At 61.9% G+C, this 12,700-nt stretch carries 9 protein-coding genes; 3 read left to right on the top strand and 6 right to left on the bottom strand.

Features of this window, described 5'->3' with window-relative positions; genetic code table 11:
* The first annotated feature begins 365 nt into the window (after positions 1-365).
* Positions 366-3,923 (top strand): choice-of-anchor M domain-containing protein, encoded by a 3,558-nt coding sequence (locus ACFSYH_RS07740; RefSeq protein WP_377466302.1) that lies wholly within the window; start codon positions 366-368, stop codon positions 3,921-3,923.
* Positions 3,924-4,137: 214 nt separating this feature from the next.
* Here the strand turns inward: ACFSYH_RS07740 and ACFSYH_RS07735 are convergent, their stop codons facing one another.
* The 5 genes from ACFSYH_RS07735 to fepB are packed head-to-tail and all read right to left on the bottom strand — an operon-like array spanning position 4,138 to position 8,992.
* On the bottom strand, positions 4,138-4,977 hold the full coding sequence (locus ACFSYH_RS07735) for a siderophore-interacting protein (protein ID WP_377466300.1): 840 nt from the start codon (positions 4,975-4,977) through the stop codon (positions 4,138-4,140).
* Between the two features lie 37 nt (positions 4,978-5,014).
* On the bottom strand, positions 5,015-5,839 hold the full coding sequence (locus ACFSYH_RS07730) for an ABC transporter ATP-binding protein (RefSeq protein ID WP_377466299.1): 825 nt from the start codon (positions 5,837-5,839) through the stop codon (positions 5,015-5,017).
* On the bottom strand, positions 5,836-6,888 hold the full coding sequence (locus ACFSYH_RS07725) for a FecCD family ABC transporter permease (protein ID WP_377466297.1): 1,053 nt from the start codon (positions 6,886-6,888) through the stop codon (positions 5,836-5,838). The genes ACFSYH_RS07730 and ACFSYH_RS07725 overlap by 4 nt, the downstream gene beginning before the upstream one ends.
* Positions 6,885-7,970: a FecCD family ABC transporter permease gene (locus tag ACFSYH_RS07720; protein WP_377466296.1), complete on the bottom strand. Its 1,086-nt coding sequence runs from the start codon at positions 7,968-7,970 to the stop codon at positions 6,885-6,887. Before ACFSYH_RS07720 ends, ACFSYH_RS07725 begins: the two co-directional genes overlap by 4 nt.
* 2 nt (positions 7,971-7,972) lie before the next feature.
* The gene (gene fepB, locus ACFSYH_RS07715) at positions 7,973-8,992 is read right to left on the bottom strand and encodes a Fe2+-enterobactin ABC transporter substrate-binding protein (RefSeq protein ID WP_377466294.1); all 1,020 of its coding nucleotides are present in this window, start codon (positions 8,990-8,992) and stop codon (positions 7,973-7,975) included.
* A 143-nt stretch (positions 8,993-9,135) separates the two neighbouring features.
* On the opposite strand from fepB, the gene ACFSYH_RS07710 reads away from it, so the two are divergent.
* Positions 9,136-10,881: a helix-turn-helix transcriptional regulator gene (locus tag ACFSYH_RS07710; RefSeq protein WP_377466293.1), complete on the top strand. Its 1,746-nt coding sequence runs from the start codon at positions 9,136-9,138 to the stop codon at positions 10,879-10,881.
* On the opposite strand, the gene ACFSYH_RS07705 is transcribed toward ACFSYH_RS07710, so the two are convergent.
* The gene (locus ACFSYH_RS07705) at positions 10,814-11,764 is read right to left on the bottom strand and encodes an NAD(P)/FAD-dependent oxidoreductase (RefSeq protein WP_377466291.1); all 951 of its coding nucleotides are present in this window, start codon (positions 11,762-11,764) and stop codon (positions 10,814-10,816) included. The two genes, ACFSYH_RS07710 and ACFSYH_RS07705, sit on opposite strands and share 68 nt — an antisense overlap.
* Positions 11,765-11,971: 207 nt before the next feature.
* Between ACFSYH_RS07705 and ACFSYH_RS07700 the strand changes: the two genes are divergently transcribed.
* Positions 11,972-12,574 carry a YdeI/OmpD-associated family protein gene (locus ACFSYH_RS07700; protein WP_377466290.1) on the top strand — a complete coding sequence of 201 codons (603 nt, stop codon included), beginning with the start codon at positions 11,972-11,974 and terminating at the stop codon, positions 12,572-12,574.
* Positions 12,575-12,700: the final 126 nt, after the last annotated feature.

Below are 12,700 nucleotides of genomic sequence, written 5' to 3'. Positions count from 1 at the left end.
CTGCTTTTTCGTGATTGCCGACGAGTCGGCGGCAACTGCGATCCATCTGCGGTCCCAGCCAACTTGTCGGGAAGTGCGGATGGCGGCCCCGCACAAGTTGACCACATTGCCTGCGGAATCGTCGTCAAGGGTAAGCAAGCGGTTTCACGGGGTAGGCGTGAAAAATCGTGGCCTATGTGAGTCGATTTCCAGCAATCGCCGCAGCGTGTTTTACGGTGAGCGCACAGTGCTATTATCAAGAACGATAATCATTATCGTTTTGATAAGGAGTTGCGTTGACGCAGACAAAACCCGCATCGCGGGTGGTACATATACCCCGAGCGAGACTCGCCTCAAAGGGTCCGGTATTCACAAAATTGAGCGCTGTGTTGACAGCGCTGGCCGTTGCGGCCAGTGGGGTGTTCCTCAGTCCTCAGACAGCACATGCTAATGAAGGCTCAGCGCCAACTCCCCGCGAATATCGGGTGCTGGAGACCGAGCACTCCGACACTATTGCCACGTTCTGGGACGAGGGTGACTTCAACCTCGGAGCGAAGGCCGACATCGACGGGGACCTCGGGGTCCGTTTTCCTGCCGAGGGCATACTGGTGCACCTGAACGATCTGGCCCGCGACGACTCCTGGCCGGCTGGTCAGGAGCATGTCGCAGAGGCTGGCTCCACGGTGTGGCTGGCCCCGCAGGCCCGCAAAGACGGCGTGGTGTGGCCCGGGTTCTCCACCGAGTCCGTTCCGACCGGAGTGCTGAACAGCAACATCACTTTCACCCTAGACAGCATCACTGGACCCGGCGACGTTGAGGTGTGGACCAGCGATTCCTTTGGCGGCGTGCAGGAGCGCCTGTGGTCCTCCGACGAGAACGTGAAGTCGTTCTCCCGGCCGATTGGCACGCATATGCACGCGAACTGGGCCTTCACCGCTGCGGGCACCTACCAGTTCACCGTGACTGCTTCTGCGACCACCGCAGAGGGCGCAGCGGTGTTGGACACGAAGACCTACACCTTCGTCACCGGTCCTCTCGCCGAGCAGGCCACGACCAGCACCGCCCTGCACATTGAAGGCGAATCGACCGTGACCGAGGGGACCCCGATCAAGTTCCACGCGACCGTCACCCCTGCCAGCGCCGAGGGCTACGTCGAGTTCCGCAACGGGACCACCGTGCTCGGCCATGACGAGGTCGAGAACGGTGAGGCCGAGCTGGAGACCACGGGCCTCGGCATCGGCACCCACAGCATCACCGCTCACTTCGTCCCGAAGATCGCCAACCACGCCTCCGCCTCCATTTCCGACGCGGTGACGGTTACCGTGATGAACGCCGAAGGTGTGCCGTTCTCAATCGCAGGCATCCAGGAGTCCTACTCGCCGGGTGACATGCTGATGGTGACGCTTACGGGATACACACTCGGTGAAGGGGAGCAGGTCCGGTGGCGAATCCGCCCGATCGGTTCCGACAGCGCCAACGGCCTAACCTTGACAACCGCGCCAAGCTCGACCTACTCCACCGTCCTCGACATCGCCGACGACGGGTACGAGATCAGCGCACAGGTACGCCAGGGTTCCACAGCAATCGCCACTACCGGCTGGGTTCCCCTTGTCGTGACCTCGAGTGCTGTTGCGTTGCCAACGCCGGTGATCGGTGCCGCCACGCCGTTGCCGATGTACAACGGTGATCGGATGGTTCTGGATTATCCGCCGGTTCAACTCGCCGAGGGCGAGTCCGCGCAACTCGTGTTCCGGACGTCCAGCTCCCGCTGGTCGCCCGTAGCCGCAAACACCCGGTTCGCAAACGTCACGGAGAGTGCCGAACAAGCCAGCTTTCATGTGCGGAACACGGGAACCTTCAGTTTCGCGGTCCGTGTTGTCAAGGACGGGATCGGAATCCGCCAGTCGAGTGCTGTGACCGCAAACGTGGGGTTCTATGAGGCACATGTCGAAAATGTGCAGAGCCTGTATCGTGCGGGGCAGACCTTGACCGCGACGGGCCGCTACTTCCCTCTGCGGGATGGTGTGGACGACGTGTCGTACGAATGGCGTTGGTACGCCCCAGACAACACATTCATCGTGCTCGATGCAGGGCTCGGTACACCTCCACCCGTGGTTCGCGAACTGACCGCCGCGGACAACGGCAGCAGGCTCTACCTCACGATCAGTAGACCGAACTTCAACGGCTCTTCGAGTGCGAGCGCGCGGATCAACGTCACAGATACCGCAGGGCAAATCTTCCAGTTTCCGCCGGTGTCAGAGCACTACCACCAGAACGACAACGTCGACCTGCGTGCTTCCATAGACCCCGCACTTAGCGAGGACGACACCGTCGAATGGGAATGGAAGTGGCCGGGAGGCACCTGGCAGCCGTTCCCCGGCATGCCGCGACTAGGGCAGCAGATCAAGGCGGAGCAGGCCATGGATGGCGTCGAGGTCCGTGCGACGCTACGTTTGGCCGACAACACCCATGAGCCGATGGTTGCGGGTCCTCTGACTATCCATGTCGACGATCATGGCGGTGCGGCGCGTCAGCAGCCGACGATCGCCGGCCCTGCTGAGGCGGTCACCGTAGGCGATGAGGTGACGCTGACCCGTACCTTGCCGTCGAACGGCCAGACGATCCTGACCGAGCATCGCTGGGAGCGCCTGGCGGCTGGCGCAGAGGAGTGGACAGTGATCACCGGTGAGAGCAGTGCGGAATTGTCGTTCCCGGCGAGGACTGCGGATGACGGTGCGCAGTACCGGGTGTCGATCTTTAAGCCCACCGGGCAGGTCGCTTACGGCCCGTCTCCGGCGGTGACGCTCGCCGTGGAAGCAGACAATACGCCGGACCCGACTGTTCCTGCCGCGCCGATACGACCGGGCATCACCGTGGACGGTTCCACTGTGTCGGTGACCTGGCTGGCACCTACTGACGGCGGTTCAGTGATCACCGGTTACACGGTTACCCTTACCCCTGCTTCGGGTGCCTCAATCACCCAGGAAATCGTGGCGGATGCAAACTCAGCTATGTTCGCTGATGTGCCCGCTGGAACCTGGACGGCGACTGTAGCGGCGATCAATGCAATTGGCTCCTCAGAAGCATCTAGGGCCTCAGAGTCGGTAACCATTGCCGTGCCGGTAGCACCGGTCAAGGACTTCACCTCGGTGGCTGTCACCATCTCCGGTAACGCCAAGGTGGGTTCGACCCTGACGGCTAAGGCGACTGCTACACCCACGGCGGATAAGTTCTCCTACCAGTGGCTGGTAGATGGCAAGGCTGTCGCTGGTGCGACTAGGTCCACGTACGTGGTTGCGGCCGGTGATGCTGGTAAGAAACTCAGCGTGAAGGTGACCGCCTCGAAGAGTGGCTACACCGCTAAGACCGTGACGTCCACGCAGGTTTCAGTGGCTAAGGCAGCGGTTAAGGCGTTCACCAAGTCTTCTGTGACGGTGTCGGGTAAGGCTCAGGTCGCTAAGACGTTGACGGCTAAGGCGACGTTCTCGCCCAAGGCGGACAAGGTCTCTTACCAGTGGCTGCGTAACGGTAAGGCCATCAAGGGCGCGACGAAGTCCAAGTACAAGGTGGTGGCCGCTGATGCCGGTAAGAAGCTCACCGTAAAGGCAACTGCGTCGAAGAGTGGCTATGCGACGAAGTCGGTGACGTCGAAGGCTACGGCCAAGGTGGCCAAGGCTAAGTTCGCTAAGGTCACTACGAAGGTCACTGGTACGGCGAAGGTGGGTAAGACTCTTAAGGTCAAGGTCACTGTTAAGCCGAAGGCTTCGAAGGTGTCCTACCAGTGGTTGCGTAACGGTAAGGCCATTAAGGGTGCGACCAAGGCGAGTTACAAGGTCAAGAGGGCTGACGTGGGTAAGAAGATCAGCGTCAAGGTCAGCGTGAAGAAGTCGGGTTACTCCAACAAGTCGGTGACCTCGAAGAGAACTAAGACCATAGCGCGCTAGCGTGTGTGTGGTAACTCAACGGGGTGGTTGCCAGATCTGTAGATCTGGCAACCACCCCCGCTGTTTCCTTTGGCGGCTCGTGGCATTTCTGAGTAACAGGACCGTGCGGGTCAGCCAGCCCGATTCTAGGTACGGTTGTGGCGGGGAAAAGTATGTGCTGGGGTGCAGAGAAGCGGGCCGATGAACTCGATGGGACAACTCGTCGGCAATCCAACTACATGTCGATCGCCAGATCGTCGATGTCCTCCATCGACTTGCCCTCGGAAATCAGGGCCAAGTAGTTGGCCTTGCGGTGGAAGTCGATCTCCGTGTTACTCATGCCCTTCTTCCAGTAACCGAACACGGCCACATCGTCTTTGGCCAACCCGACCGTCTGACGGAAATGGCGGCGGATCGTCCGCATCTCATCGCGTTCGCCAGCCGCCCACACCACGTGATCTTCCGGTTTCTCCAGCGCGACCGCAGCCTGGGCCAGCACATGACCGTGATCGGCTGGAGTGGGCAGGTACTCGTAGTTCAGCCCGTCGAGGCGCGGCAGTTCGTTGAACACCAGTTCATCGCGGGCAGTGACCCACACGGTGCCCTGAAGCCCACCGGAATAGTTGTCGAGGATGGAATACAGTGCGGGAATCGCGGTCTCGTCAGCGAAGATCGCGACCTTGTGGTCGCCCACCTCTGGCAGGATGAAGTGAGGGCGCGGGCCGATGAGCTTGAACTGTGAACCCGGAGAAAGGGTCTTCACCCATAGCATCATCGGGCTTGTTTCCCCGTGGATCACCACATCGATGGTCAACACGTGGGTCGCGGGGTCGAAGTCCCGCACGGTGTAGATGCGGGTCGCCTCGCTGAACTCTGGGCCGAGGCAGATCCGGAAGGAAACGTTCGGGCGCTGCCATCCATTGTCCTCCCCGCTGGTCAAGAGCTTGGCCGAGAGGCGGGCCAGCGTGGATGTCGGGTAGGAGATGTCGAGTATCTCGGCGGTCTCGTACACGAGTCCTCTGTTGTGTTCTTCTGTGTCGGGTGGAGTCACCACGAGAGTTGGCGTGTTTTCCATGAGGGATCCTTTCAAGGAGCGGTCGTAAAACGATGGGTCAATGCGCTGGAGTGAGTGCCCGTGGAACGGTGAGGGGTGTTCCCGTCTCTGGGTCGGTGATGACGACGGCGTCCAGGTCGAACACCTCCTTTAACACGGGTGGGGTGAACACCTGGTCTGGGCTGCCTTGAGCGATCACCTGACCGTGGTTCATCGCGACCACATGCGTCGCATACCGGGCCGCGAGGTTGAGGTCGTGTAATACGGCGATGATGGTATGACCGGAACTCTGCAGATTGAGGCAGAGTTCCAAGACGTCGAGTTGATGGGAGATGTCAAGGAAGGTGGTTGGTTCATCCAAGAGCAGGGTCTCGGCCTCCTGCGCCAACGACATCGCGATCCATACTCGTTGACGTTGTCCGCCGGAGAGTTCGTTGACCTGGCGGTGCGCCTGATCGGTCATGCCGACAGCGGTGAGCGCGCCATCCACGGCAGCAACGTCCGTGGGACTCCATTGGCGTAGGAGTGATTGGTGGGGGAAGCGACCGCGGGCGACAAGATCCTTGACCGTGATGGCATCGGGGACCGTCGGGGCTTGGGGGAGTAGCGAGACGTGTCGAGCAAAGTCCTTGGGGCGCATCGTCTTGATGTCAGTTCCGCCAAGCAGCACCCTGCCCGCCGTTGGCGTCAGCAGTCGGCCGAGTGCTCGCAGAAGAGTCGATTTTCCGCACCCATTTGGCCCGATGATCGCTGTGAACTCGCCGTGTGGGATCTCAATGTTGAGGTTCTCAACAACGGGTACTTCGCCGTGGTATCCCACGGTTATGTTCTCTGCCTGGAAGACAGGGTCTGCGGTGGAGGCTTTGAGCGAGTCGGCTGTCACGGGTTTCTCCTGAGAAGGATCGCGATCAGATACACCCCACCGAGCAGGCTCGTGGTGAGCCCGACGGGGGTGCGTAGCGCGATGTTGACGGATTGGGAGAGCAGGTCCGCGCAGGCGAGGAGGAACGCGCCGGTCAGGAACGATGCGGGGAAGTCCACGCCGGTGGAGCGGGTGCTTCTCCGCGCGATATGCGGCGCGGCCAAGGCGATGAAGGCGATGGGTCCTGCTGCCGCGACGCCCGCCCCGGTGAGTGCGACTCCCGCGATCATCGCCCCGATGCGGGTGCGTTCGGGGCTGATGCCAAGGGAGGCACCGGAGTCATCGCCCATTTCCAAGAGCGTGAGTCGTGAGGACAGCGCGGTCAAGAGCGGTGCGGAGAGCACCACGATCAGCGCGAGGGGAATGACGTGCGGCCAACCTCGAGCGGTCAGGGAACCCGCGCTCCACAGTTGGGCGGTGGCCGCGTCGGTGATGTCTGCGCGAACCATCACGAAAGAGGTGGCCGCGTTGGCGACGGCACCGGCTCCAATGCCCACAAGGATCAGACGTAACCCGCCGCTGATCCCGTTGCGCAGCGACAGTCCGTACACCAGGGTCGCAGTGAGGAACCCGCCGGCTATGGCGGCAAGGGAGGTTGCCCACACGCCCTGTCCGAAGAACACGATCTCACAGATGGCACCCAGGGCTGCGCCCGAGGTGAATCCGATGATGTCCGGCGAACCGAGAACATTGCGCGACATGGACTGGAAGATCGCTCCGGCGACGCTCAGGCAGCCACCGACCAGAAGCGCGGTGAGGAACCGGGGCAGGCGGCGCTGTTGCACGGAGCGAACCGCCGATTCCTTGCCTACGCCAAGAAGTGCCTGCCACGCCTCGGTGGGTGATGAGGTGATGGAACTGTTCATCAGGGTGATGAATCCGACCGTACACAGCGCCATGATGGCAATGAGGCAAAAGATCACGCTGCGCTTGGAGATCAACAGCGAGTAGCCACTCACGTGTGGGGCCCAGTACGGGGTGCGGTTGAGGTCAACGCGGTTGCCGGTCATAGCGCTCCAAATGATCGCGAACGCACGAGCAGGATGAAGATCGGGCCTCCGAGTGCGGCTGCCGCTATCCCTGTCTGAATCTCACCGGGGGCCACGACAATTCGCCCAAGTACGTCCGCCAGCAGTAGGAACGCGGCACCCACGCACATGGATGCAGGTAGTAGATACGTGTGGTTCGGCCCGACAAGTTTGCGCACCACGTGAGGAGCGGCCAGTCCGGCGAAGCCAATGGGACCCACGGCAGCGGTGGCTGCACCGGCGGTCAGGACAACGCACACGGCGGCAAGCGCTCGAACGCTGCGGGTTCTGCTCCCCAGGCTGCGCGCGGTTTCCTCTCCGAGCGACAACGCGTTCAGGGAAGGCGCGAGACATAACGCGAGCACTGCCCCGGCGAGAACAAACGGGAGCACGGTCGTGCTCACGTCGAGGTCTCGGCCTTGAAGGCTGCCAACCGTCCAGTACCGGAACTTGCTGAACGTCAGTTCGTTGCTGATCAACACCATGTTCGTGACGGCGCTGATGGCGATGGTCACTGCCGATCCTGCCAGGGCGATGCGAGCGGGTCCACCGGCACCGCGCTGTGCGTTCCCGAGTGCATAGACCAGGACCGAGGCGCCTGCGGCGCCTATGAACGCAAACCAGATGTATCCGTTGATGGTGGAGACGCCCAGGTAGGCGATCGCGATGACGACCGCGGCCGATGCTCCGGCGTTGACCCCCAGGATTCCGGGGTCGGCCAAGGGGTTCCTGGTCAGCGATTGCATGATCGCACCGGAGAGGGCGAGGGAGCCACCGGCAATCAGACCGACTATCGTCCGAGGCAGGCGTGACTGGATCACGATCAGGTGTTGATTGTTGCCAGCATCGTAGTTGGTGACAGCCTCCCAGACCACCTGGGCCGGCACCTGGTGGGAGCCAAGCATGAGGCCAAGGGTCGCCGTCACGGCGATCGCTATGAGCGATAGCGCAAGCACGGCGACGAATCGGATGGGTGCTCGGGCTGCGTGGTGCCGGGGTGGCGTGGGCGAGTCGCCGCTCTGTTCCACAGCACGGCGACTCGCGTTCAGTACGGGGGTGGACACTGTTACTTGGCGAATTGCTCGACGACAGTCTCAACCGTCTGCTTGGCGCTGTAGTAGTCGAGGCGGAACGAGGTCATGCCCAGCGAGTACACGCGGTTGCCTGCCACGGCTGGCTGATTGCCAAGGAGCGGGTCCGCGCTGAAGTTAGCGACTGCCTCGGGATTACCCATCGGCACAACGAAAAGGGTGTTGGCTGCGGCGAGTCCCTCGGCCATGTTCTCGGCGGTGAGCACGGGAACCCCGGTGTCCTTTGACTCAGGGGTCACCAGGTCTTGATCTGCCTGCTCGTAGGTGAAGCCGAGCGAGATGAGCAGTTGGGCCTGCGGGGCATCCTGTCCGAATGTCCAGGCGCCGTCAGCGTTCATGTACACGAGCGCCGTCACCGGCTGTTCCGGGAGCGTGATCGTGGCCGCCTGTTCGGCGACCCAGGCGTCGAAGTCGGTCAGAAGGGTCGTGGCTGCCTCCTCCCGGCCTGTTGCCTCGGCAAGGGACTCGGTGAGTTCTTGCCACGACGGGGTGCCGTAGTCCAGGAGCACGGTCGGCGCGATGTCGCTGAGTTGGGCATATGCCTCGAGGGTGGAATCGCCGCCGTTGGCTGAACCGATGATGAGATCGGGCTCGAAGGCCTCGATCGCGTCGAGATCAAGCTCAAGGTTTGGATAGGCGATCTCGACGTTTGCGTCGGTTGCCGCCTGCGCCCACTGGGTGAAGAATCCGCGGTCATCCGTCATGGCGGACGGGGTCGTCGCCCCGGAGGCGACGACGGGGGCGCCGATGGCGAGCAGCGATCCTGTGATCGAGGTTGAGGTCGACACGATGCGCAGCGGCTCTGCCGGGATCTCCGTGGTGCCTGCGGCGTGGGTGATCGTTCGTGGCCAGCCGGTTTCCGTGGTCGATTCGGATTCGGTGGTCGCAGGGTTCGTTTCGGCGGGTTTGTCGGCATCGGCCTGCGAACATGCGGCGAGTGCTGCACTCAAGGTGAGGGCGAGGCTCGCGGCGAGGAAACGGAGTGGACGGCGCATGGTGAAACTTTCTATCCAGTCAGCCGTGAGACGGTCTTCTCACAGCACTGACTGTTAAGTTAGCCTTACCTAAATTCGAGTTGTTGACGCAAGGTGCCAAGTTGTTATCATCCACCACTGCAGCCAGGTTGGGGCCGAGTGTGATGCCGGAATCAGTCCACCCCAATCACACCATGGTGTGGGTCAAGGCCGGATCGGCCAGCGTCGTGGCCGGTGGCGCGAAGTTGACCTGCGCGGCGAGCACCGGCACGGGCAGTCGACAGATTGGCGACGAGTCGGACGGTGCCCAGCACAATCCCAGCCGTGTTGATGGCACTGGTGGTGATGTACACAACACCACCTCGGCAGTCCTGATCCCGAGCGGCACCAAGTTCTCCATCACAACGACACCAGGTGCACTGGTGTTCCCCATCGAGTTTGACGACTCGATCGAACTCACAGAACTGCGCACGGTCGAGATGGTCGCCGAACAGGCCGACTATCTGATTTATCTCTTCGCTCAAACCGTTGGCTATCTACCGCCGCGAAGTGAGCAAAGTCGACGATTCTTCGCAGAACTGGTCGAGGCATCGCAGCCCATAACCGCGCCGTTCGCGACACTCCCCAAAATGCCGATCAGCGCGGAACTGAGGCAGGTAACCCAGGCTGTGCGCGCAGAGTTGCAGGTCAACAATCCCGTCAATCACTACGCGGCCCAGGCCGGTGTGAGCGTGAGGACGCTGCAACGGCGCTTCCTTGAGGAGACCGGCCACACCTTCTCGCAGTGGCGCCGCGCCGCACGGCTGGTCGAGGCCAAGAAACTGGTGGATCGCGGAAAACCACTCGAATGGACTGCCCACCGCGTGGGCTACTCCGAAACCTCCACGCTGGTTCGCGCATTCAAGGAGCAGTCTGGCCCATCATCCACGGCACACGGCAGTGATGCCCGGGCCGATCAGAACGCCTCGCCAACCATCCCCGCCACCACGGCGGGCGGGCACGCCGAGACGCGCCATATCGTCGCCAATCAGAAAACCGGCACGCAGGCAGCCATCGAATCCATGGACTTCTCCACGTGGCCCCGCATCAATGCAGGGCACGTGACCATCTGGATGTATCGCGGCTGCGCGACCGTCGAGGCCGGAGGTCATCCGATCGAACTACGGCAAGGCGAACTGTTCATCCTGCCAGGTGGGGTCCACAATCGAGTGCTGGCCCAACCTGGCGCGATCGTACTGCCCGTTGGATACCTACGTTCCAACGAGGTGAGTATCGACCCCCAGCGGAACCGACCCATCACCGCCGCCGAACTGAGCGAAGAGGACCTGCTCCACCGATTCGTCTCAACCTACTCCCGGCTCGCACCGACGGGCCACGACCCACACCACATGATCCACCGCGTCATCGCGCAACTGAAGATCGCCGATACCCAACGCGAGAGCACCCACTGGCTGCGTGAACAGGTGCTGGAGATCATCACCCAGATAGCCCGAACACCAGAAGACCGAAAGAGCCTCGACGAGTGGGCTCACACCCTTGGCGTTCCAGCGGAGCTCATGCGCACGAGCTTCCGGGAGATCACCGGCATGACCTTCCAGAGGTGGCGTTCGCTGCAGAAGATGACCATCGCGCGCGAACTCATCGCTCGCGGGCAGCCGATCAGCAGCGTGTCACGCCAACTCGGATACGCGCACCTTCCAGCCTTCACCAGGGCATTCGTGAAGGTTCATGGATGCCCGCCACAGGAGATAGTCTCATCCTCCGTCGCGCGAGTGACCTGGCCGTTCGTGCGGGATGGCGCTCGCGGCAATGGTGTGGGGCAATCGGGCGCTGATGCTATCCCTAGGCTTGGCTCGTTGCCAGAGCGAAGTCCTCGTCCACGAGTGCCCCGTTCACAGCACCACCGGTGAAGGCTCCAGCTCCCACGGCCATGGGGACGCTCGCCATGGGGTTGACGACGTTTCCGATCGCCCAGACCCGTGGATGGCTCGTCTTGCCCGTCGGATCGACCTCGATGAATGAACCCAGGCCGAATGGCATCTCCGCGCGGGTGAGGTTCAGACTCTTCAGGAAGTTGTCGTGTGGCACTGGGGTGCCTGCGGTGAAGACCGCCTCGAGGGGGAACTCCTGCCCGTCCTGAGTGCGAACTCCCGTGACCTGATCGCCGTTGCCGAGCACTTCCACGACCGGTGACGTCACGATCTCCACATCGCGCGACCGCAGTCGAGCCACGGTTGCGGCATCCAGGTCGCCGAGGGCTGCGGAGAACAACGTTATGTGCTCACTCCACTGCCGTACCAACTGAGCTTGATGGAGCGATGCGGGCGAGGTGGCGAGAACCCCGAGCCTCTGATCCCTCACCTCCCAGCCGTGGCAGTACGGGCAATGCAGGATGCTGGTTCCCCACCGCTCCGCTAGACCCGGGATGTCGGGAAGCCGGTCGGTGATCCCAGTTGCCACGATAAGGCTCCGGGCTTCGTGCACCGTGCGATCGGTGAGGATGATACGCAGTCCCCGTTCGGTCTCGTCCACAGAGTCGACCAATCCATTGCGGAACTGCACACCGTAGGACGCGGCCTCCTCACGGCCGTTCTCCACGAAAACCTCTGGCCGGGTTCCCTCGTTTCCAAGTACGCCGTGCATGTGTGCCGCAAACCGGTTGCGCGGGCTGCCGGAGTCGATCACCAGCACCCGGCGTCGGGCACGACCCAGCAGGAGCGCGGCAGAGAGGCCCGCTGCCCCTCCGCCCACGATGACGGTGTCCCAGAATGATGCAGTTTTCTTGTTGTTCATGAGAATTATTCTCAAATGAGGGATGTTGAAATGGCAAGAAGTTTTGCTGAAATGGCAATTAGAGGTGCTCACCAACACCGGCATCATCGCCGACCTGGGACGGGCCGCAATGCGTGCCACCTCCGAGGAGCTGACTGGCCTAGGTGACCTGACATTCTTGGCCGCAGCGGTCCTCGAGATCGGGTCATGCACGCTTAATCTTGGTAGATGCCTAACGCGAATACCGGAGCCGCGCCAGAAGAGCCATTGCTGATCGAAGATGCCGCTGCGTGGCGTGCCTGGCTTGACGCCAACGAGCATGAGTCTGACGGTGTGTGGCTGTTACTCGCCAAGAAGGGCACGGTCACGCCGACATCGCTGACCTACGACCAGGCGTTGCGCGCGGCGCTGTGCAGCGGTTGGATTGATGGGCAGAAGCGATCCCACGATGCTGCGATGTTCATGCAGCGCTTCACACCGCGTCGTGCACGTTCTATGTGGTCGCAGCGCAATGTTGGGATTGTGGGTGAGCTGATCGAGGCGGGTTTGATGCGCCCCCGCGGGCATGCTGAGATCGAACGTGCACAAGAGGACGGTCGTTGGGAGCGCGCTTACGCTGGTTCTGCAACGGCCGAGATACCCGACGATTTGATTGCCGCACTGGAAAAGTCACCAGACGCTAAAGCTCGTTTTGGTGCGCTCTCTTCCGCCGAGCGCTACTCCGTGCTGTTTCCGCTGATGACCGCTACCCCGCAACAGCGTGATCTCCGGATCGAAAAGGCCGTGCAGAAACTTGAGGTTGAGCAGCGCCGCTTGGGTGACAGCGAGTAGCCGTGTTCTCTCCGCGCTCGATGGGGCCAAATTGTGCCGAGTGTGGTGTTTTAAGTTGTGCCTGCGGGCGAAAAATGCCCCATCGATTATGAGCGCGGCAAGAATCAGTTGCCCTAGTTGCATAAA

Source organism: Populibacterium corticicola, assembly GCF_042683685.1.
In the GTDB taxonomy this organism is placed as follows: Bacteria; Actinomycetota; Actinomycetes; order Actinomycetales; family Cellulomonadaceae; genus Timonella; species Timonella corticicola.
This window is presented reverse-complemented; position numbering and strand designations above follow the sequence as displayed.

Excerpts from the sequence above, each read along its gene's own strand:
- fepB (WP_377466294.1), bottom strand. The coding sequence starts at position 8,992 with ATGCGCCGTCCACTCCGTTTCCTCGCCGCGAGCCTCGCCCTCACCTTG.
- ACFSYH_RS07725 (WP_377466297.1), bottom strand. The coding sequence starts at position 6,888 with ATGACCGGCAACCGCGTTGACCTCAACCGCACCCCGTACTGGGCCCCA.
- ACFSYH_RS07700 (WP_377466290.1), top strand. The coding sequence starts at position 11,972 with ATGCCTAACGCGAATACCGGAGCCGCGCCAGAAGAGCCATTGCTGATC.
- ACFSYH_RS07705 (WP_377466291.1), bottom strand. The coding sequence starts at position 11,764 with ATGAACAACAAGAAAACTGCATCATTCTGGGACACCGTCATCGTGGGC.
- ACFSYH_RS07735 (WP_377466300.1), bottom strand. The coding sequence starts at position 4,977 with ATGGAAAACACGCCAACTCTCGTGGTGACTCCACCCGACACAGAAGAA.
- ACFSYH_RS07710 (WP_377466293.1), top strand. The coding sequence starts at position 9,136 with ATGCCGGAATCAGTCCACCCCAATCACACCATGGTGTGGGTCAAGGCC.